This is a genomic window from Micromonospora sp. CNZ280, assembly GCF_011759515.1.
The window spans coordinates 351713-373467 of sequence record NZ_JAAOYP010000002.1; the positions used below are offsets into that span (position 1 = coordinate 351713).

The 21755-nt window shown below is 70.0% G+C and carries 13 protein-coding genes and 1 pseudogene; 3 read left to right on the top strand and 11 right to left on the bottom strand.

The window, feature by feature from the left end:
- The first annotated feature begins 48 nt into the window (after nt 1-48).
- The 3 genes from FHX32_RS16700 to FHX32_RS16710 all read left to right on the top strand — a co-directional run bounded on the left by FHX32_RS16700 (nt 49) and on the right by FHX32_RS16710 (nt 2987).
- Nucleotides 49-1308, top strand: coding sequence for a family 16 glycosylhydrolase (locus FHX32_RS16700; protein ID WP_167183656.1), 1260 nt, complete (start codon nt 49-51; stop codon nt 1306-1308).
- A gap of 202 nt (nt 1309-1510) precedes the next feature.
- Nucleotides 1511-2596: a Gfo/Idh/MocA family protein gene (locus FHX32_RS16705; protein WP_167183658.1), complete on the top strand. Its 1086-nt coding sequence runs from the start codon at nt 1511-1513 to the stop codon at nt 2594-2596.
- Between the two features lie 13 nt (nt 2597-2609).
- Nucleotides 2610-2987 (top strand): nuclear transport factor 2 family protein, encoded by a 378-nt coding sequence (locus tag FHX32_RS16710; RefSeq protein ID WP_167183660.1) that lies wholly within the window; start codon nt 2610-2612, stop codon nt 2985-2987.
- Nucleotides 2988-3139: 152 nt separating this feature from the next.
- Here FHX32_RS16710 and FHX32_RS16715 read toward each other — a convergent pair whose 3' ends face one another.
- The 11 genes and pseudogenes from FHX32_RS16715 to FHX32_RS16765 form a co-directional block, all read right to left on the bottom strand.
- A complete protein-coding gene (locus tag FHX32_RS16715; RefSeq protein ID WP_167183662.1) occupies nt 3140-4219 on the bottom strand; it encodes a cellulose binding domain-containing protein in 1080 nt (359 codons plus the stop codon).
- A 394-nt stretch (nt 4220-4613) separates the two neighbouring features.
- Nucleotides 4614-6740, bottom strand: a complete 2127-nt coding sequence (locus tag FHX32_RS16720) for a DEAD/DEAH box helicase (protein WP_167183665.1) — start codon at nt 6738-6740, stop codon at nt 4614-4616.
- A gap of 8 nt (nt 6741-6748) precedes the next feature.
- Complete coding sequence (gene brxD, locus FHX32_RS16725) at nt 6749-8062, bottom strand: BREX system ATP-binding protein BrxD (protein ID WP_486481138.1); 1314 nt, start codon at nt 8060-8062, stop codon at nt 6749-6751.
- Complete coding sequence (pglZ, locus tag FHX32_RS16730; protein WP_167183668.1) at nt 8059-10800, bottom strand: BREX-2 system phosphatase PglZ; 2742 nt, start codon at nt 10798-10800, stop codon at nt 8059-8061. Before pglZ ends, brxD begins: the two co-directional genes overlap by 4 nt.
- Nucleotides 10797-14501, bottom strand: a complete 3705-nt coding sequence (gene pglY, locus FHX32_RS16735) for a BREX-2 system ATPase PglY (RefSeq protein WP_167183671.1) — start codon at nt 14499-14501, stop codon at nt 10797-10799. Before pglY ends, pglZ begins: the two co-directional genes overlap by 4 nt.
- Nucleotides 14502-14601: 100 nt before the next feature.
- On the bottom strand, nt 14602-15246 hold the full coding sequence (locus FHX32_RS16740; RefSeq protein ID WP_167183674.1) for a response regulator: 645 nt from the start codon (nt 15244-15246) through the stop codon (nt 14602-14604).
- 3 nt (nt 15247-15249) lie between these two features.
- Nucleotides 15250-16176, bottom strand: a complete 927-nt coding sequence (locus tag FHX32_RS16745) for a hypothetical protein (protein WP_167183677.1) — start codon at nt 16174-16176, stop codon at nt 15250-15252.
- A gap of 1 nt (nt 16177) precedes the next feature.
- A complete protein-coding gene (locus FHX32_RS16750; protein ID WP_167183680.1) occupies nt 16178-16801 on the bottom strand; it encodes a hypothetical protein in 624 nt (207 codons plus the stop codon).
- A 170-nt stretch (nt 16802-16971) separates the two neighbouring features.
- Nucleotides 16972-17793: pseudogene (locus tag FHX32_RS16755) on the bottom strand (IS5 family transposase); the annotation flags it as partial.
- 252 nt (nt 17794-18045) lie between these two features.
- On the bottom strand, nt 18046-20745 hold the full coding sequence (pglX, locus tag FHX32_RS16760) for a BREX-2 system adenine-specific DNA-methyltransferase PglX (protein ID WP_486481139.1): 2700 nt from the start codon (nt 20743-20745) through the stop codon (nt 18046-18048).
- A 37-nt stretch (nt 20746-20782) separates the two neighbouring features.
- Nucleotides 20783-21625, bottom strand: a complete 843-nt coding sequence (locus FHX32_RS16765) for a transposase family protein (RefSeq protein ID WP_109898065.1) — start codon at nt 21623-21625, stop codon at nt 20783-20785.
- Nucleotides 21626-21755 lie beyond the last annotated feature (130 nt).

Genomic DNA, 21755 nt, shown 5'->3' on the forward strand with positions numbered 1-21755 from the left:
GAGCACGAGCACCGCCCCGATCCCCCGACCCGTCCACAGGAGAGACCCATGTCCACCGCACTACGCCGACCACGCGCGCTCGTCCTCGCCGCGGTCGCGATCGTCGGCCTCACCGCCGCCCTCGTCCTGCCCAGCCGCTCCGACACCGCCGAGGCCGCCATCGGCGGCATCACCTGGCAGGACGAGTTCAACGCACCCGCCGGCACCCCCGTCGACCAGGGCAAGTGGCGCTTCGACATCGGCGGCCACGGCTGGGGCAACAACGAACGGCAGTACTACACCAACAGCACCAGCAACGCGGTGCACGACGGCCAGGGCAACCTGGTCATCACCGCCCGGCGCGAGAACCCGGCCAACTACCAGTGCCACTACGGCCGGTGCGAGTACACCTCCGCCCGGCTGCTGACCGCGGCCACCTTCACCCAGGCGTACGGGCGGTTCGAGGCACGGATCAAGATCCCGCGCGGGCAGGGCATCTGGCCGGCGTTCTGGATGCTCGGCAACGACATGGGCACCGTCGGCTGGCCGGCCGCCGGCGAGATCGACATCATGGAGAACATCGGCCGGGAGCCGAACACCGTCTACGGCACGATCCACGGCCCGGGCTACTCCGGTGGCGGCGGGATCACCGGCAGCCGCACAATCGGCCAGCCGCTGGCGGACGCCTTCCACACCTACCGGGTGGACTGGGAGCCGAACTCGATCATCTGGTACCTGGACGGCGTCGAGTACCACCGGGTCGACCCGAGCCGGCTCGGCGGCAACCGCTGGGTGTTCGACCACCCCTTCTTCATGATCCTCAACGTGGCGGTCGGCGGTAACTGGCCCGGCTACCCGGACGGCTCGACGCAGTTCCCCCAGCAGATGCTGGTGGACTACGTCCGGGTCTCCGGCTACACCTCGGGCGGCACCCCGCCGCCGTCCGACACCACCCGGCTCCGGGGCGCGCACAGCGGCCGGTGCATCGACATCCCCGGCGCCAACCCCGTCGACGGCGCGAAGCTGCAGATCTGGGACTGCAACACCACCGCGGCGCAGGCGTGGACCTTCGCCGCCGACGGCACCGTGCGGGCGATGGGCAAGTGCATGGACCCGGCCTGGGCCGGCACGACCAACGGCACCGAGGTCAACCTCGTCACGTGCAACGGCAACCCGGCCCAACGGTTCACCCTCAACGCCGCCGGCGACCTGGTGAACCTGAGCAGCAACCGGTGCGTCGACGTGCGGGACTGGGTCGCCACCAACGGCGGCAAGCTGCAACTGTGGGACTGCACCGGCGGCGCCAACCAGAAGTGGTCGCGCGCCTGAGCCGTACGCCGGGAAGGGCCGGCACGCCGCGAGCGGCGGACCGGCACGCGAGGTCGTCAGGGCCGTACGCCGACCGGCGTGCGGCCCTCTCCCGCGCCGCCGCCACCCGCAATGCCGCCATGGGAGTGAAGCGGCGCCCGCGCGGGGCGTAAGTTCGGTGCCATCGGAGCCGGGCGGTCCGGCGGTACGCGACGGGGGTGACATGGCGGGGAAGACGCTGCTGCGGGTGGGTCTGCTGGGCTACGGGATCGCCGGCCGGGTGTTCCACGCCCCGCTGATCGCCACGACGCCCGGACTGCGGCTGGCGGCGGTGCTGACCCGCGACCCGCAGCGACGCGAGCAGGTGCGCGAGGAGCACCCGGACGCCCGGATCGTCGACGACGCCGACCAGCTGTGGCGCTCACCGGACGAGCTGGACCTGGTCGTGGTGGCGACCCCGAACCGCCTGCACGTGCCGCTGGCCCGGGCGGCGCTGGCCGCCGGGCTGCCGGTGGTGGTCGACAAGCCGCTCGCCGCCACCGCGGCGCAGGCCCGCGACCTGGTCGACGAGGCGGCCCGCCGCGGAGTGCCGCTGACGGTGTTCCAGAACCGGCGCTGGGACGGCGACTTCCTGACCGCCCGCCGGCTGGTCGAGGAGGGCGCGCTCGGGCGGGTGGTCCGCTTCGAGTCCCGCTTCGAACGCTGGCGGCCGGCGATCAAGCCCGGCTGGCGGGAAAGCGCAACCACCGACGAGGCCGGCGGCACCCTCTACGACCTGGGCGCGCACCTCGTCGACCAGGCGGTGCAGCTGTTCGGGCCGGTCCGCGACGTCTACGCCGAGGTGGACCGGCGGCGGCCGGGCGCCCAGGTCGACGACGACGCCTTCGTCGCGCTGACCCACACCGACGGCGTCCGCTCCCACCTCTGGATGACCACGCTGGCCGCGCAGCTCGGACCGCGCCTGCGGATCCTCGGCGACCGCGGCGCGTACACCAGTTACGGGCTCGACGTGCAGGAGGCCGCGCTGCGCGCCGGAGGGCGGCCCGGCACGCCGGGCTGGGGCGAGGTCACCGCCGAGCGGTACGGCCAGCTCGGCGTCGACGGCGACCTGCGCCCGGTGCCCACCGAGCCCGGCCGGTACCAGAGCTTCTACCAGCAGCTGGTGGCGGCGCTGCGGGACGGCAGGCCACTGCCGGTCGACCCGTACGACGCGGTCGACACCGTCGCGTTGCTCGAGCTGGCCCACCGCTCCGCCGCGGAGGGCCGGGTGCTGACCGTGGCGCCGACGGACCCGTCCATCCACGCCTGATCAGGAGAGTTCCATGCCGGACAGCGAACGCGAAGCCGAGTTGCTCGACGCCGAGCGCCGCCTCCAGGCCGCCCAGCGCGCCGGGGACGTGGCCGCGCTCGACGAGCTGCTCGACGACCACCTGATCGCCATCGGCCCGGACGGCCAGCGGTACGGCAAGCGGGACGACCTGGCCGCCCACCGCAGCCGGACGTCGATCGTCGACGAACTGGTCGAGGAGCAGCTGGACCTCATCGTCCAGGGCACCACCGGGGTGACCATCTTCGTCGGGCGGGTGACGGGGTTGTTCGGCGGGGAGCCGTTCGCGGCCCGGCTGCGCTACACCCGCACCTGGGTGTACGACGACAACCGCGGCTGGCGGATCCTCGCGGCACACATCAGCCCGGCCTGAGCCGGACCGCCGCGGCGGCTACGTGGGTCGTGGCCGCCCTCGGTGCGGGTCGCCCGACCCCCTTCGGCGGGCCGGGCGGACGGGCCGTCGGTCGGCTGGCCGATCCTGGTCGGGGTGGGCGGTGTCGCGGTGGGGCCGACGCGACGGCGGGGTCAGAGGCCGGCGCAGGGGTTGCCGTTCACCGTGCACTCCTCGGGCGCCTTGCGGATACCGGCGTCACGGACGTCGAACTCGACCGTCTGCGACCCGCCGGCCGGCACGGGTTGGCCGGTGACGGTGACGACCTGCCCGTCCTGGCGCCACTCCACCTTCTTGGCGCTGGTGACCGTGCTGCCCTCAGGCAGCGTGAGCACCAGGGTCCAGCCGGTCGCCGCGTCGCCCGGGTTGTTGAGCACCACCTCGCCGGTGTAGCCGAACAGCCGGGTCGACACCGACTCGTAGCGCGCGGTCAACGGGGGCGCCGACGGCCGGGCCGAGGCGGACGTGCGGGTGGGCTTCGCCGTGGGGGTCCGGCTCGACCGGTCGGCGCCGGGCGTGGCGCTGCGGCTGGGGCGCGCGGAGGGTGCCGACCGGGACCCCTCGGCGGCGGCGGTGGCAGCCGTCGGCAGCGCCAGCGGGTCGGGGCCGGCGGATCCGTCCGACTCGCCCGGCAGCACGGCCCAGGCCACCACCCCGGCGGCGACCAGCACGACACCGACCACCGCCCCGACCAGCACCGGACGAAGGCGGCGGTCGGCCGGCGCCGGATCCTCTCCGAGCACCCCGATCACCGGCATCTCGGCCGTCATCGCGGCGTCGCCGCGGCGCAGGTCGATCTGCTGGAAGGCGAGCCAGTCCAGGATGGCCGGCAACTGCACGGTGAGGATCTGCTGGTAGTACTCCTCGCGGCGGGCGCGCTGGTCGTCCGGCCACCTGCCGTGCTCCAGACTCTCGGTGACCGACAGCCGGCAGCCCTCGGCGGTGGGGACGACGGCACAGGTCAGCCGGGTGCGCCGGCCCGCCTCCTGGCAGCGCAGCGCGAGCAGTTCCGGCGCCCGCCGGTCGACCACCTCGGCGTCCACGGCGGCGTCGAAACCCGGCAGCCCGGCGGTGTGCAGCAGCAGCCGCTGGTCCGCCCCGGCCACCGGCTCGACCTCGGTGAACCACCGGGCGAGCGCCGTACGATCCGTCAGCGCGTGCCACACCCGGGCGGCCGGGTGGAACAAGTTGACCTGCGCACCGATCTCAGTCACGGCGAGACTCTACGACTCGCATCGCCGCCCGGCCCTACCGGACGGCTCCGGCGCTCCCGGTCCGAGGTTGACGACCACCGCGCAGTGGCCGGACGGGTACGGATCGTCGATGTGGTGGCCGTCGGCGAGGAAGGGGGCGCCGAGGTGGGTTGGGCCGGGCGGGACGCCGAGGGTGGGGACGTCCCGCCCGACAGCGGCCAGCCATCGCACCCGACTGTCCACTGTGTTGCGTCGCCGATCATGCCTCACCTCTACATCGCTGTAAAGCCCTTCATCTCCACGGTTCTTGGCGGACATCCCCACCGCTTGCCGACCGTCAGGGCTTGGCGACGGACGCAAGCGGCGCCGGTGAACGTGGAAACAATCGAGCCGCCGCACGCGCGGCAACTCCCGGTCAACCAGCAAGATAAGCCGTTCGGGTGGGCTCGGCGAGCACCGCCCGAGCTGCCGGCACGTCAGCCAGCCGGGCGGCCAGTGTCGCGACCGCAAGCCGTTCGGGCAGAGCGGCGCTGAACTTGAGCCTGGCGAGGGCTTTCTCCGACACCTCTGGAAGGCAGAGCCGGTCCGCCGCGTCCGCCGTGGCGGCCTGCAGCGTCTGCCGGTCCAGGTCCGGACGCAGCCGGATCGAGGCGTCGTCGTAGCGCTGCGTCGGGTCGGCCAGATCACCCAGCGTGGCGATCAGGGTCGCGTTAGCCCGGTAGCCGGCCCATGTCCACCACCGCACCTCGCCGTCGCCGTCGCGAGCAACGACGGTGCCGCCCGGGTGCACGAGAGGCGTGGCGTCCTCACGCAGGTCGGCAAGCCGCGCCCGGGCCCGCCCGGTGAGGGCGACCGGTGGCTCGGCGCCGAGCAACACGTCCCGCATCGCGCGGACCATCCGGTACGACAGTCCCTGCGGTGCGCCGCCGCTCATCCAGAGAGCCTTGCCACCTCCCTCGGCCGGCTCCACGAAGCAGCGGCGGCGTTTCCAGTCGATGTAGGTGACCCGCCAGCTCCGCCCGGCGAGCAGCAGCAGTCGAGGACCCTGCACCCGTGCCGTCAGCAGCGCGGGGTCGGTCCGGCCGATCTCGGTCCGACCGGACAGCACGGTGAACTGCGGCGGGGCGGTGAACACCGCGAGCATGTCCATGAAGTGGCGGCGGCCGAATCGCAGCTCCGCCTCCGGACCGATGAACAGCATCCCGGAGTCCGCGTCGAGGTAACCGTGCTCGACGAGGTGCCGGACGATCACCTCGGCCGTCCGGTCGAAGGGCGCCAGCCCGTTCCACTCCTCCGACCAGAGCCGGTCACCGACCCGGTGCCGCTGCAGGCAGAGCGCCAACATCTGCTGGGCGACGATGTGCCGGGGCTCGGGCGGTGGGACCACGGCTTCGACCCAGCCCTGCGCCCAGAGGTGCAGCAGCCCGGCGGCGTGCAGCAGACCGTCCCCGTCCAGGGCGAGGAAGAGACAGTTCCGGCTACTTCCCGGCCGCCGGCCGGTGCGGCCGATCCGCTGCAGGAAGGCGGCGACGGTCCGCGGCGCGTCGATCTGGATGACCCGGTCGAGGTCGCCGACGTCGATGCCGAGCTCGAGCGTGCTGGTCGCGACGATGACGCAGTCCCGTTCCTGCGCGAACGCCTCCTCCGCGCGCCGGCGTTCGTCGACGGAGAGGGACGCGTGGGAGAGGAACGTGGTCACGTTCAGCGCACGCAGCCGCTGGCCGAGGTCCTCGACCAAGGCCCGCGAGTCGCAGAAGACCAGGCGCTTCTGTCCCTGGTGCATCGCGGCGATGACCTTGGCCGCGTTGTGTACCGAGCCGACGTGGTCGAGTTCTACGTCTCCAGCCGGACGGGCGGCCGGTACCACCGTGGCCGGCGGCACGCCGGGCGCGACAACACGTGCCGGTCGCTCGCCCCGGCCTGAGCCCTGCAACCAGCCCAGCAGCTCGTCCGGGTTTCCGACGGTCGCGGACAGGCCGACCCGCTGCACCGGCCGACCGGTCACCCGTCCGAGCCGTTCCAGTACGGCCAGCAGGTGCCAGCCCCGGTCGTCGCCGGCGAACGCGTGCACCTCGTCCACGATCACCGCTCGCACGTGTCCGAGGAACTCGTCGTGGTCGACGGCGGCGCTGACCAGCATCGATTCTAGGGACTCCGGCGTGGTGAGCAGGACATCGGGGCGCTCGCGCAGGATGGTCCGACGCCGGCCCATCGTCACGTCGCCGTGCCACAGCGCCGCCCGCCGACCCAGCCAGCCGGTGTACGTCTCGAGGCGCGGCAGGAGATTGTTGAGCAGCGCCTTGAGCGGGCAGAGGTAGAGGATGGAGGTACCTGTCCAGTTCTCCTGCGCCATCCGGGACAGAAGCGGGAACATCGCCGCCTCGGTCTTGCCGCCAGCGGTGGGCGCGAGGAGCAGGGCGTCCTCGCCGTCCAGCAGTGGCCGCACGGCGGCGTCCTGCAGAGGCCGTAGAGCCGGCCACTGCAATGAGTTCACCACGTGGTGCAGCACCACCGGGTGCAGCAGATCCGCACCGCTCGTCATGGCCGCCCCTACAGCTCGAGCGCGATGTCGTCGGCGCTGCTCGCGTTACGCTCGACGTCGGTCATTTCGGCGGCCCTGAGGGTGAGGGCGTAGTGCTGCCGGGGATCGAATGCGGGGAACTGGTCGACCCGGTCGAGCACCTCCCCCACCAGCTTCTTCAGGAAGAGCCGTGGCGCCACCCCGACCTTGCCGCCCAACCCGCCGGCCACCGCCCGGGCCAGCCGGTCCAGGTAGGCGTCGTCAACCAGGGCGGCGACCCGCGCCGGCGCTGAAGATCCGTCCGCGTACAGGTCGCGGACCCGGCCGCCGAGTTCGACCAGCGACTCGACGGTGAATCCCGGTAGCCGGATCTGCACCGCGCGCGGGTTGTCGAACCGGGCATCGGTGGTGAAGTCCACGGCGAGCCGCTGCGCCAACGGCGCGAGCCGCTGCACCCCCTGCGGGCCGTCATAGAAGGCCGGCGTTCCGGTGATGATCAGGTAGAGGCCGGGAAACCGACCCGAGTGCACCTCGTCGATGAGCTGCCGCAGCGCGTTGAGTGCCTTGTCCCGGGCGTCGGACCGGACGCGTTGCAGGGTCTCCACCTCGTCGAGCACCAGCAGCAGGCCGGGGTGCCCGCTGTCGCGCAGCACTGCCAGCAGGCCCTGCAGGAAGCTGAGCGCGGCGAAGTGGTCAAGATCGCCCCGGACGCCGGCCACCCGACGGGCGGCAGCGGCGACGTGGGGTTGTCCGCCGAGCCAGGCGAGAACGGCGTCGGCGGTGGCCGCGTCGCCGGAGAGGCTGGCGGTGCGGTACCCGCGCAACGCCGCCGCGAAGGCCGGGGCGCTGCGGCTGACCGTGGCGAGTCGCTGGTCGAGCAACACGCCGACAGCCCGGTCCAGGGCAACGGCGTCGTCGGGCGCGATGTCTCCGGCCGCGAGGACGTCCTCCTCCAGGGCATAGAACCAACCGTCGACGATCGCGCGCAACGCGCTGGGTGAGAACGTCGAGGTGGTGAGCCGCTCGGTGAGCCGGCGGTAGACCGTCTCCAGCTTGTGCAGCGGTGTCTCGTTCTCCGAGATCTGCACCTCGGCGGTGGCGAGGTTGGCCCGCTTGGCGCGTTCGGCGATCCACCGGGTGAAGAACGTCTTGCCGGAGCCGTACTCACCCCGCACCGCCTTGAACACGGATCCACCGGCGGAAACGGTGTCCAGGTCCGCGCCAATGGCGGTGACGAACCGGTCCAGCCCGACCGCGAAGAGGTCGAGCCCGGCCGAGGGTACCGCGCCCCGGCGCAGCGCGTCGATGACCTCCCGCCGGCGAGCCGGGCTGACGGTGGTCACGATGTCGCTCCGGGCAGCCCGAACTGCTCCCGCAACAGCGCCAGGTCCAGCCGGACGGTCCGGTTGTCGTCGATCAGCGACAGGACCGGGTAGTTGTCCACGTTGAAGATGCGCTGCAGCGTGGTGGCGAACCCGGTGGCGCGTACCGGCGCCTCGCCGGCACGTTGGGCGAGCACCGCGACCGGCAGCATGCCCTTCGCGTCCACCAGCGCCCGCATCGCCGCCTCGATCTTCCCGCGGTCCACCCGACGCGGAGTGAGCGCGTGCTGCGCCTCGAAGAGTTCGGTGGCGAACAGCGCGGCTACCAGATCACCCGCGCCGGCCGCCGGCGTGACCGCTACCGGTGCTGCTTCCGGCACGTCGAAGAGCGCCTCCCCGGTCTGGACTGGCGGCTTCCGCCGCTGCTTGGGCGTGGCCGCAGCCGCGGCCGGCGCAGGCGTGACGACAGGAGCCGCCGGCGTCGCTTCCCACCAGTCCGGTTGACCTCCCTCCACGGGTGCCCAACCGGCCGGCACGTCGGCCACGTTCGGCAACAGGAAGGCGAGCAGCGGGATGGTCACCTCGGCCAGCGAGGCGCCGCCGTGGTAGCCGGCCTTACTCGGCCGGTAGCGCAGCATCGGGTCCCAGAGCGCGATGATCCGGTTGTCCGGCGCGACCACTCGTGGCCCGCTCAGCTCCACCTCGCCCGGGCCGGCAGGGCCCGGTCCGGTGCGGTGCCGGGCGGACGCGGCGTCGGCGGCTCTGACGTGTTCGCCGCCGCGTTCCAGCACGTGCCCGTGGTCGCTGGTGATGATCACCGCGCGCCCGGAGGAACGGGCGAGGCCGAGGAGGCTGCGCAGGAACCCGACGTCGTCGAGCTGCCAGCCCGGCTCGTCGCCCTCCCGGCCGTAGGCCAGCGAGTCGTCGACGGTGTTGATGACCACGGCGACCAGGTGCGACCGGTCGGCCATGGCGGCTTCGAGTTCCTGGGCGACCACCTCACCGGCTCCACCCCGGGCCGGCCCCTTGTGGAAGATCCGCGCCCCCTTGCCCCAGCGACCCTCGTCGAACATCCGCTTCTCGTTGGCCTGGGTGCCGCTGCGCAGCGCGCCGGCGAAGAGCGAGGTCCGGGAGACGGCGGTCAGGGTCGGCAGGGCGGCGGCCATCCCGCGGCGCCGCCCCGGGTCGGAGCCGGCCAGCGGGTCGTACTCGACCCAGTGCTGGGAGAGCTGATCGGCCAGTTCCACGGCGACGGCGGCGCTCATGCCGTCGAGGACGACGAGCAGGACAGGCCGCTCGTTGCGGATCAGCGGGTCGATGACCTTGGGCAGCAGGTTCTCGACGGCGAGCAGGGAACCGTCGTTGCCGGGACCGGCGGCGGACCAGGCTGCCAGCCGGCTGGCGAAGGCGCCGTCGAGGTCACGACGGCGCCGCTGCACCCGGTCGTGGATGTCCCGGAAGGCCCGCTGCAGCTCGGGGTGGACGTCCTCGCCGGCCCAGACGTGGTTGAGCGCCAGGTCCACCCACCCCCACTCGGCAATCTGCCGGTCCACCCCGTCCGCGACGCTGGCCGGAGGTTCGACCTCGGTGTCCAGCCACCGGACGAGCCGCTGCGCCATCCGGATCCGGCGGATTCGCTCGGACTCCGCGTCGGCGAGACGGTGGGCCGCGAGAGCCTCGACCGCAGCGTCGAGGGCCGGGTCGGTGGCGTCACCCATCCCGGCGAGGAGCGCGCGAGCCGCCTCCTCGACCCGGTGGGCGAAGCCGACCCGCAGGATGGAGCTGTGGCCGGCGCTGCCCCTCGCGTTGAACTGGACGAGCAGCTCCTCAGCCCGGTCCAGGACACCGTTGGCCTGCAGGCGCGTCTCCCGATCCCGTGCTGCCAGCATCCCGGCCACCACCTGCACGGCGGCCACGGCGAAGCCGCGTACGGTCGCGTCGTCGTGGAGGTCGCCGAAGTACTGGTCGATGCGGCCCTGGGCGCGTACCGCATCGGGGGTGTCGCTGCTCCAGAGCGCGTCGCAGACCAGGCCGAGCGGGAGCGCGTCGGTGCCGTGCCCGGCCTCGACCAGCGCGAAGAGCGCCCGCGCGGGCCGGCCGAACTGCTCGGTCAGCCAGCCGGCCAGGCCGTCGCGTTCGGCCTCGCGGAGCAGGCCGAACGCCTCGATCGCACCGGGCTCGGCGCTCCAGCGCAGCAGGGCCGCCACGTCCAGGTCGTCGGCGCTCTCGCCCCGGCGCTCCAGACCCAGCCGTACGGCGGCAAGGTGTCGTAGTGCGACGTCCCGGGTGAGGACCGTGCTGGTGAGCTTCGGCCAGCCGGCGGGCGGCATCGCGTCGAGCAGGGCTTCGCCGGCCCAGGACTCCCGTTCCAGGGCGCTGTCCGGCACCTGCGCGCCGAACGCCTCGACGACCAGGTCCCAGGGCTCGACCGTGATCACCCGCTGCCGGAACACCCGGCTGCGCACGCCGTGCCCGAGCTTGGGCTCGGGGATGTCGGTGAGCAGGACCAACACCTCGTCGCCACGGTCGGCGACGAGGTTGTCCCAGATGGCCAGCGGCGACACACACGGCACCACCCGGGCCTGACGTCCGCCGGGCAGCGGCATCGCCGGATCGTGCGGCCACGCCGGCTCGGCCCGCACGATGATCACCGGGTACGCGTCACCGTTGCGGTGCCGGTCGAGCTGCTGCGCCACCTTCTGCCGCAGCGCCACCGGACTGATCCGCAGCGCCTGGGACGGCGCGGCTGCCTGAGTCACGGCACGATTCTCCAGCTCACCTCGATCGTGGCGTTGGGGTGGTCAGCCGCGAACCTTTGCAACTCGGTCACGGCGTCGTCAATGGCACTGGCCGGGACGAGGTGCTCTCCGGCAGGCCTTGGCTCTGGCGGCTTCTGGGGCAACAAGGGCGGGGGTGGAGGCGGCACGACCTTCGTGGCACGTCGGATCAGGTCGGTCGCGTCGGTCTGGGCGCGGCGCAGGGCCGGGGCGAGCGGAGCGGTCAACTCGTCGGCCTGGGCGACCCGCCGCAGCTCGGCGAGGAGCGCCGCCGCCTCGGCCGCGTGGGGTTCCGGGAGGCCGGCAACGATCTCGAAGGTGTCCCAGGGGGCGGACGCGAGGGCAGCCGACACCTGTGCGGCGCTGCTGATGCTCTTGCCGGTCCGGTCGGCCGGCCCGGCGAGTTCCGCGCGGGCGAGTCGCTCGACGGCCTCCTTGGCCGAGGAAGCGTCGACCAGCCCGGCCAGCAGTTCGGCGGCCGCGCGTGCGGTGGCGAGCCGCCCGGACTCCTGGTTCAGCCGCAGCCATGCCGCGTGCTGCTCGAGCCGGGCAAGCAGATCGGTGGCGGGCTGCCGGCGGCGGTCCGCCTGGTTCATCAGCTCCCGCCCGAACATCGCCACGAGGCGACCGCGGCGCAACGCGAGCGGCTGGAAGCCGAAGATGGCGACCGCCCGAGCGCGGGCGATGTCCCAGTCCGCTTCGCTGGGCAGCCGCTCCTCGCGCAGCGTGTGGTCCGCGCTGACCTTCCCCAGTTCAGGGGCCGGGATGACCTGGCTGCCGTGCAGGTAGAAGGCTCGGTCGGTCTGCTCGGCGAAGGTCGCCACGACCAACTGCGCCACGACCGGGTCGAGCCCGCGCGGTTTCGGGTCGTCGATCCACCGCAGCAGATCGGCCACCCGCAGCTCGCCCGCGATGCCCTCGGCCGCCGCCCTGTGCTGGAAGTGCTGCACCCACTCCCCGCCGATGACGAAGGCCGCCTCGTGCATGGTGCCCAGGCCGAGCGGGTTGGCGATCCGCCGCAGGGTCTGCCGGTGGGTCCGCTCCACCTCGACGCGTCCCTCGGGCGACTCGACGGCCCGGCGGACGTGATCGAGGACGACCCGTACGTCCTGCAGACGGACCGGGTCGCCCTTGCGGTCAGGGTCGAAGTCCGGGTGCGCCGGATACTGCTGGCTGAGCATCTGGTCGCCGAGGGTGCGCAGGGCGTCGTTGAACGCGGCGCCCATGGGCAGCTTCGGCTCCAGCGCCCGGGTGAGCGACTGCAGGTGGTCGTCGAAGCCGAGCACCACGTCGGTCGCCTGCTTGGCGGCGAGCCCGTACGCCTGGCGCAGGACGGCCTGCATCTTTGCCAGCAGCGCGCTGCGCTGGTTGGTCAGCGCCGCGTGCGCGCGCCGCCGGTCGTCGGGGTTGAGGTGCTCCGCGTGGGTGTCGAAGCGCTGTCCCTCGAGCAGCTTGTCGATGATGACGAGCTTGCCCAGCTCGGTGAGGCGCTCCACGGTCAGCGCGGCCGGGATCCAGCAGACAGCCCGCGACGTCGTACGACTGATCAGGTCCTGCACGCGCTGCCGGTCGTCGGCCGGCCCGTGGCTGCCGTCGTCGAACGGGTAGTCGATGATGAGCCGCCAGCCGGCCGGGTCGTTCGGGTGGAACGCGTCGTCGCGGATGTCATTGGCGTCGCGGACGTTGCCGTAGACCAGCTCGATGGTCCGGCGACTCCCCCGCCAGTTCAGGCCCGCCTCGGCGAAGAACGAGTCGCTCCACGGCACGCCAAGCTGCTGCCAGAGCAGCCGCTGGACCATGTGCTTGCGGGCGCCCTCGTTGTCGTAGTGCTTGGCCGTGGCGAGGACGCTGTCGACGTCCACGCCGACCAGCTCCAGCGACACCACCGGGTCGTCGCCCTCCCCGATGCGGATCTCCGCGAACTGCCCGGCCCAGTCGGCGAGCTTCCGCGCGACCTGGGCGACCTCACCGCCGGGGATCGGGCTGGTGATGCTGCCGTGGTTGAGCGCCGACAGCCGCCGCGCGGTGAGGTTCCGCAGCGCCGGCACGCTGGGCGCCAGGGCGGCGAGCAGCAGCGTCTTGACGAGCCGGTCGTCGCCGGTGAAGGCCCGGATCCGCCCGGCCGTTTCGGCGGGCAGCGGATCGCCGCGGCGGGCAACGTCCAGGTCGTCCTCGGTGAGGCCGGACTGGCCGAGGAGATGGGGGCGCAGCTTCAGGTCGTAGAGCTTCTGGGCCATCTCGAACTCGGCCTTGAGCTTCTCGGTGAAGGGTTGGTCGCCGCCGCTGCTGATCACGTCGTAGAGGTCGCCGAGCGGCACGAGCTGGCCGAGGCGCAGGGTGTCGCGGCGGTCGACCAGCAGCTGCCGCATCAGCTTCAGCGCCGTCCGGGAGCGCTGCAGCGCGCTGGACACGTGCACCAGCGTCGAGAGGAACGCCGGGCTGAACGGGTACGTCGACCGGAAGGCGTCGATGTCGGCGCCGCTGCCGGCGTCGGTGCCGAGCAGGGTGTCGAAGACTTCCCGGCGTACCTTCGTGGTGGCGTCGAAGGCCCGGGCGATCGCCTCGGCGGCCGTGGTGTCGCGGGGTTTGAGCAGCCGGCGGCGGGCGATCTCCGGGAGGTTCCGGTCCTCCAGCTTGATGACGTCGAACCGGCCGCTGGCCAGGTTGAGGGTGTCCTGGTAGCTCAGCTCGTTGGCGCCGGTGACCTCTTCGCCGACGAGTTCGCGCAGGTCACGCTGCCGAGCGATGAAGCTGATCACCGGGATCGGCCGGCGGGTGTCGCCGCCCTCGACGAAGTTGGTGATCTTCTGGATCTCCCGGGAGACGAACTGCTGGTCGCCGATGGAGTTGGCCAGCCAGAGGATCAGTTCGTCGAGGAAGAGGATCAGGCCGTGGTAGCCGAGTTCCTTGGCGTGCCGGCTGATCTCGGTCAGGCCCCGGTCGAGGGAGACGAAGGCTTCGGCGTCCTCCCGGGCGTTGCTGAAGAAGCCCTTGTTCCAGCTGGTCAGCAGGTCGTTGACCAGCTTGCGACGCAGCTCGTCGGAGTACGCGCCGGCGAACGCCTGGTCGAGCCGCTCGGTCGTCCAGAAGGTCTCGCTCTCGCCCCACTCGTCCTCGACGTCCCCGCCGGGCAGGCCGTCGATGAACTGCTTGTCGCCGATCTTCTCGCGCAGCGAGGCGGCCTGGTCGAGCAGGGCGTCGGTGCGGTGCACCGCCGGGATCTGCGCGTCGGGGTGCAGGGCGCGGACCCGGTCGACGTAGCCGCCGAGCACTCGCTGCTCCAGCGAGCGGGCGTCGAGCAGGTGGTACGGCACCAGCAGGAACTTGCGCCCGTCCAGCCAGACGCTGTGCTTGGCGACCAGCGGCGCGAACTCGTCCCGCCCCCGCGCGGCGGACTCGCCCCGCAGCAGGGCGTGCAGCACGGCCATGAAGTGCGACTTACCCGAACCGAACGAGCCGTGCAGGTAGGCGGCCTTGGAGGCGTGCCCCTCGACCGCGGAGCGGATCAGCCCGAGCGCCTCGTCGAAATTACCGAGCAGCCGGTCCGTGACAACGTAGTCGCGGAGGGTGGCGTCGGCATCGGCGACACTGTCGGCGAGCTTGAGCACGAAGTCGCTCACGCTCGTGCGCTCCGGGATGTCGATGAACTCCCGGAGCAGCGGCGCGGGGCTGGGCGAAGACATGCTGCATACCGTACCGATGGGGGCATGAATCGCACCGCCCCACGTCGCGCCTTGACGTGTCGGTGGGGATGTTCCGCTCACCCGCCCTTCGGATGTCCGGCTAGATGACGCCACCGAAGCGTCTGCGCTCCATCACGTCGATCACAAGATGAACTACCTCGTCGACGTCCGTGGTCCATGCGAAAAGCCGCGGGTCGACGCCATCGGTAGGGTCGAAAGCCGCCGCGAAAAGCACGACGGGGGTCGCACTGGCCACCCCAGAGATCTCGTCCAGCAATTTCAGCCCGGCACGGTCGTCGGCGCCTCGCCGCATGTCAGTGATGATCAAATCATGGCCACGCCTGCGCAGAAGGTCCAACGCCTCACTGGTGGATACCGCGATATCAACCGACATGCCAACCCGCTCCAGCAACCGCACGACGGCCCGGTTGTGCTCCGGATGATCGTCGACCCATAGTAGGCGCCCGCCTTTCAGCGAGTCTGCGGCGTGGTCAAGCCGGGTGACGACGGCCCTTCGCTCTTGCGCGGTCGGCGGCGACTTGCCCTGTAACTCGTCTGCAGCACGCTCCAGCAGGGCGAGGTTTACCTCGAAGTCAGCTTCACCGAACGGCGTCCGCAGCGACCGCATTCGCCTCAGTTGAGCGATGAGGCCCGACCGGAGAACCAGAAATACGACGACACCGAAGACCGCCCAGACCAGGGCGGGCGCCACTTCAATGATTTTGATCCACAATGCTTCGGACACCGGTCAACGCCTCCTCTGACGGTTTCCGCGATCACGGCCTTCGGTTCCTTCGCTCAACATCTCCAGCGCCACATTGAGGGTCACTCGGGCAAGTGGCGTCAGCTCGCTTGCAACTTCGGATGCAATCTGCCCGGCGGCGCCCGGCCCAAGACGCTGAGCAAGTAACATCACGACGGTGATCACGTCTACGTCAACTACATCAACAGGAGCAGCGCCGTTTCTCCACAGCCTGGAGTTGACCATCCCCCCTGCCATAGCACTCTCATACGCGATGGACATCTGATGTAGAAACCGGAACGCCGACTCGAGAAGAACCCCATCGCCGGTCTCGGCGAGCATTGCCACGGCGAGGTCCCAGTAGACGCGGATTGGCGTGCTTAGCGCACCCATCGGTAGGACACCTCGACGGTGCGGTGATCGATGCGCCATGCGGAGGAGGCGATCCCGGGGCAGGTCGATGCCGTCAGCGACAGCCGCGGCGGCAAGCATCAGGTACGCCTGCTGCTGCGGATAGCGAAGTGCAGGTGGGTAGTCGGCCGATGCTGGCTGTTGCCTGCCGCCGGTCTCCTCCTTTACCAGCATCTCGACGCGTTGGTGAAGACTCTCGGGCGGAGCCTCGCCGAAGGCGGCGAGCACGAAGACTCCGAAGCCGAATCCAAGGCTGTCGAAGATCGCGCCGGACCGTGCGAACAACTCCTGTGCTCGACCAGTATCGAACAGAGCGGCCCACTGACCACCCAGACGAAATGCGGATGCCTGGTCTACCAAGGCCGCAAAGCGGTCTTCGTAGACGTCGAACCTTCTCGACTCATCCTGCCCATCCGAAAACAGGTAGCCGACGGCTGATTCTCCGTAAGCCTGGAAGAAGTCTGCGCTTGTTCTGGCGCGGTCCATCGTGAGGCCGAGTGCTTCCAGTTCACCCGCTCCCACGTCAGATCAACCCTCGAACATTCGACAACTGCGTGGGGTGCGTGAACCGCGGATTCAGGTAAAACGACTCGGGCCGAAGGTGCTTTCGAGACGTGTTCCAAGTCCACCGCTCATAACCCCAGAGCTGGTTGTCCGGCACGTGAATCTTTGCGACGATCTCGCCTTCGGTCTGGTATGGCGAAAATCGACGATAGGTGTTCAAGTCACGGATCTCCTCGGCCACACTTTCGACACCGACTGCAGATCGAGGCCCGACCACGACCCAGCACCGAAACAGGTAGGCGGTGTCGCGCCTACCGAACTCGGTGCCGAAATACAAGGCTGTCGAGTAGGCACTGTGGGCGAAATTGGTGCGAACAACGGTGTCACGCTCGATCGTACCGGCTGACAGCGACACAAAGGGCGTGCCGGCGCTAAAGGGCTTACGGGTGCGATGGTCGAGCTCATCGAAGTGATTGACGTGCATGTCAAGATTGGTATCAGTGAGCTTGTCCCGAATCTGCGGGGCAGTGATGCTCCGTCCGCGCCACCAGTTGCACTGTAGGCCTGCACGTGAGTCGATGATCTCCCTGGCCTGGTCCTCTTCGTCGAAGTACATCCCCTTGAGGCACCACTGGACGATCATGGCCTGCTCCCGAAAGATCCATGGGCTCTGATCACCTTACCGGCACCCCGCCGGTCAGGTAGCCCTCAGACCGTCGGGTAACCAGGTGACTACGTGGCGAGAAGTCGCTCGACGTTGATGCGTTGGGTGGCTTCGCGTTCGGTGGCGTTGGCCCAGCGGATCGCTTGACCGGCCAGACGTATCGTCATGAGTCGAATCATCGCTACCTTGATCATGGCCTCGGAGTTGGCGGTCAACCGCTCGTAGTCCCGGGCCAGGCGCCGGTTACGCACCAGCCATCCCCGGGTCCTCTCCACCACCCACCTGCGTGGAAGGACCTGGAAGCCCTTGACGTCGTCGGTGCGCTTGACGATCTCCAGCATGATGCCGAGCTTGTCTTTCGCCCAGCTCAACAGGCTGGAGTCGATGCTGTTGGCGTACCCGCCGTCGGCCCAGACAAGGGCGATGGTGGTGAATGTCTCGGCCAGCCGTTGCAGGATCCGCCGGCCGCCGGGACGGTCGTTGACGGAGGCGGAGGTGACCATGACCACCAGGATCAGCCCCATCGTGTCCACGACCAGGTGCCGTTTGCGGCCGGTGGTCTTCTTGCCCATGTCGAACCCACGGCATTCGCCGCCCTCACTGGATTTGATCGACTGGGCGTCCAGGACCGCCGCGGTCGGCTCCGGATCACGACCGGCCGCCACCCGCACCTGCCGGCGAAGCTCGTCGTGGATCACGTCCCACGTTCCGTTCTTCCGCCACGTCGTGAACCAGCGATGCGCCGCGTCCGGTGGCGCCAGATCCCGCGGCAACATCCGCCACGGGCAGCCCGACCGCAGCACATAGAAGATCGAATCCAGGATCAACCGATCTCCCCACTTACGAGGCCGACCGCCTTTACGCAGGTCACGCACCGGCATCAAGGGCGCGAGGATCGCCCACATCGCATCGGTCAAGCTCGACGGACAGCATGAACGGGCGTCATCCCCGCCACAGTTGCAGTTGCGCACACAACGCGATCATGGCGGGGATGATCTATTTGTCGAGCACTCAACATCGACGTGTCTCGCCGTAACACAACGCCCCGAACCGGTTACCCGACGGTCTCTCAGACGTGACCAACTCGACAAGGCACCGTCTACAGTGATCCGTCAGTAGATCCACAACTGGTTGCGCCCGAACTCGTGTGCGACTGGTCGGCTGAGCTTGGAACTTTCAATGCGGGTTTCGGGCTTCTGATGACCAGCAGCGATCTGCCTCCTCTATGCCTTGGCCTTGCGGCCACGGATAGCCTTCGGCGGGCGCCACGAGGTGAGCGCCTCGTCGGTGAGGTGGAGGCGGTTGGTGGTTTCGGCGAGGAAGCCGGCGTAGATGTCCGCCGGCGAGGCGCCCCAGAGCGGATCGAACTCGCCGTGCCACTGGCGTACCCAGGGAAGGATCTCGCGCAGCCCCGCGACCAGCGGCAGCAGCCGGTCGGCGGCCCAGCCGTCCTCCTGCTCGCGGGCCACGATCAGGGTGGCCAGGGCCTGGGCCTGCTCGCGGTGGTCCCAGCCGGCCCAGCCGACCAGCAGCGACGGGTCACCGTCGCGGCTGGCACCGGGGTACGAGACGAACCGCTCCTTGGGTACGTCGAGCTTGCCCCGGTGCTTCCAGTAGCTGCCCTTGAGGAAGTCCGCCGAGGTGTACTTCGGCGGCACCGGGATCTGCTTGCGGAACTCCCGCTTCGCCGCCTCGTCGGGCAGCGCGTCCTCCTGTCGCTGCAGGTCCCACACGTGCTCCCAGTCGGCCCGCTTGGCCAGCCCGGAGTCCTTGTAGCGCAGCGCGGCCAGGTGCGGCACGTGCTCGTCGGCGACCAGGTCGGCGATCACCTTGCCGAGATCCTGACCGGGCGCGTAGATGCCGGCGACGGTGAGCACGTCGGCGTCGCGGCGCAGCTCGTCGGCGAGCTGGGCGGTGGTCAGCGGGCGCGGCTGTTCGAGGCCGTCGACGTGGTGGTACCACAGCTCACGCGCCTCGCACCGGTCCAGCAGCCAGTCGCGCAGCGCCTTCGCCTGCATCGCGTCCCAGCCGTCGGTCGCCCAGCGCCGCTTGCACTCCGGCCGCTCGATCAGCCCGATGTTGCGGTTGCCCTCGATGACCGCGATCCGCCGCTCCACGACTGCCCGATACTCATCCGACCAGTGCGCCGGCAGCTCAGTGATCGGCGTCGACCCGTGCCGGGCGAACCACTGCGTCTCCAGGCCCTCGTCGCGCATCTTGCGGGCGAGCACGATCTCGAACGCCCGCTCCCCCAGCTTCAACTCCGGCACCGAGCCGGCCGGGGCGGTCAACTCCTCGTCCAGCAGCCCGTAGAGCGAGTAGACCTGCCAGTCCAACTCCTCCTGCAAGGCGATCATCCGCGCCCGGATCGAGTGCCACTCGTCGCGGGCGGCAGCCAGCCGCTCGCGGGTCGGCACGCCAGAGGCCGCGACCGCCGCCGGGCTCACCGTGGCGAGCCGCTGCGCCAGCCCGTCAATCTCCCGACTCAGTTCAAGGGGGTACGCCGACGGCAGCGGGAGCCTTTCGACGTTGGCTCCGTTGAAGGCGAAGCGCTCCATCCAGTCCTCAGGCTGAATGCCGCGTCCGATCCCACTGCCTCCCTTAGGAAAGCATGACTGTTTGAGCCAGAAGCAGGCGGTCGAACTGTTGAGTACCCCGAGGAGCCTCAGGTGCTCATCCTCCGATGCCCCCTGCCGCAGCTTGATCACTGGTGCAGTCTGCTTGAAGACATTCCCGCCCCGGTCAAGCACAAAGTGGTTATGCGTCGTCACCTCGCCAAACGCGATCGACAGCGGCGTCCGATACCGCTCGGGAACCCAGCGGTACCAGGTCCACCACGGATCGTCCGACTCTGTGCGCGTCTGTCCGCCAAACCCGGTGATGGACCCAAGAACGCGACGCAACGACCACAAGTGCCTACACCAAGCGGCGGTGAGATCGAAGGGCGCAGGCGTGAGATCGGCCCGGTAGGGCACTAGTGCATGGTCTTCGATAGCACTCTCCCAGTCACGAACGACCTCACCGATCACGAGCGGGCGATGAAACAAGTCGATACCTGTGCGACGGAACCAGGCGGGTGGCGCGAAAAAAGCATCGTCCTGACCGGGAAAGCTGGCGAACCCGACCGCGCCGCTGATGCTGCGCCGTAGTGGCGTGCGGTCGCCTCCCTCAACCGCCGCCATCAGCCCAACTGCTCCGCCTCCGCTCAGGCTCCATGGGAAGGTTGCGAGTTCGGCGCGCGGCCTGTCGGCGACGCTGACCCACTCGCTCTCGGAGCCAGGTCTGCGCACCTGAGCGAGGATGGCCTGCCAGACGAGGCCGCGGCTGGGGTTAATGGGCGCGCTGGCCTCACCGCGGATGCCCATCACCGTGCGAATGGTGCCCGCCCGGCCGCGGTTGGTGTTGCGACCGATCAGGATGACGGTCGGGGTGCCATGCCCGGGGATGTAGGCACCGGAAGTGTCGATGACGTGGGTCAGGTTAACGTCGATCGCAAACAACTTCTCGATCATCTTCTTGCCGAACTCGCGCTTCATGAACGAGTTGGCGGTGATCTGACCGACGTAGCCGGCACCCTTGCCGTCCCCACCGCCAGTCTTGGCGAGTTGGAAGAACCGCTGCGCGAACGGCACGGACAGGGCGTACTTGCCGGAGCAGGCAGGGTACATCTCGCGGTAGGCGTCGTTGAGGCCCTTGTCCTTCGGAGTGATGTAGGGCGGGTTGCCTACCACGGCGTGGTATCGGCCGGGGCTGAGGATGTCTGGGTGGTCCGCCAGGTCCTCGGTCGCGTAGGCGAACTCCGCGATCGCTTCCCCGTCGGGATCCGTGCCGGGAAGAATCTCCTGCCGTCGCTTGATCAGAGAATCGCCGACAGCGAGGTGCATCGGGAAGGTATAGGCGGCCGATTCGGCAAGGGCCTTCACGTCGCTGGCGCGGAGAGCTGCGACCAGTGAGGTGATCTCAGCAAGGTTGGGGCTGACGGTCGTATAGCAATGTGGTGAGCACGAGGGCACTGCGGGCGATCTCTCCGATGGTCGTCGGGCTGGCGGTGACGTGTTGCAGCGCTTTCCAGCCGCGTTTGAGCAGGGCGAATCCGCGTTCTCCGGGTGCGCGTTGGGCGCGCAGCAGGGTGTTGTAGGCGCGGTTGTCGGCCGCGAGCGCCCGGCCGTCTGCGGGCTGCTTGTATGGCGTGTGGATTCCCTGGCCAGCGCCTTCGTAGCCGGAGTCGGCCAGGGTCGGCAGGTGCAGTTGGGAGGCGGCCCAGCAGGCCGCGGCGAGGATCTGTTGCTGCTCGGCGCAGGTGAGGTCGTGCAGATGGCCGGGCATCACGTCGGAGACCCAGATCGGTGCCCCGTCGGGGCGCATGAATGCCTGGATGTTGCCTCCCGGCCGGCGGTGTTTACCGGAGTACCAGGCGTCGATCTGTTTGCCCTTGACGCTGGTGGTCGTCTCGGCGCACCGGTCGGTGCCGATCAGCGAGCCGTCCAGGATCACGTACGCCCAGCCGGCCTCGGCGACTTGCTGGAGTGCTTCGTGTAGGTCGGGTGCCTGGGCGGCGAGCACCCGCCGTCCCTCAGCGACGTAGCGGTAGCCGGTGGCCCGCGAGACGCCGAACCCGGCCGCCAGCAGTTCGATGTTCTCGTTCTTGCGGAACCAGACCAAGACCAGCAGCGCCTGCTTTCCGCAGCTCAACGCCCGGGTGCCGCGACGGGTTCCCAGCGCCCGCCGCTCGGCGGCCAACAGCCGGGACAGGTGGGCCACCAGTTCCTGGGGCACGTCGACCATGGCACGATAGGCAATCACGTGGAGTCCTCGGGTTGATGGATCTTGTGGTGAGAACTCATCTACCGTGGGCTCCACGCCCGTTTCCAGCAGCACCCGTATCGTCCGGCCTCGTCCGTGTCGCACCAATCAACACATTCGCGTTGCTGAG

Excerpts from the sequence above, each read along its gene's own strand:
- FHX32_RS16700 (WP_167183656.1), top strand. The coding sequence starts at position 49 with ATGTCCACCGCACTACGCCGACCACGCGCGCTCGTCCTCGCCGCGGTC.
- FHX32_RS16705 (WP_167183658.1), top strand. The coding sequence starts at position 1,511 with ATGGCGGGGAAGACGCTGCTGCGGGTGGGTCTGCTGGGCTACGGGATC.
- FHX32_RS16710 (WP_167183660.1), top strand. The coding sequence starts at position 2,610 with ATGCCGGACAGCGAACGCGAAGCCGAGTTGCTCGACGCCGAGCGCCGC.
- FHX32_RS16720 (WP_167183665.1), bottom strand. The coding sequence starts at position 6,740 with ATGACGAGCGGTGCGGATCTGCTGCACCCGGTGGTGCTGCACCACGTG.
- pglY (WP_167183671.1), bottom strand. The coding sequence starts at position 14,501 with ATGTCTTCGCCCAGCCCCGCGCCGCTGCTCCGGGAGTTCATCGACATC.
- FHX32_RS16750 (WP_167183680.1), bottom strand. The coding sequence starts at position 16,801 with ATGATCGTCCAGTGGTGCCTCAAGGGGATGTACTTCGACGAAGAGGAC.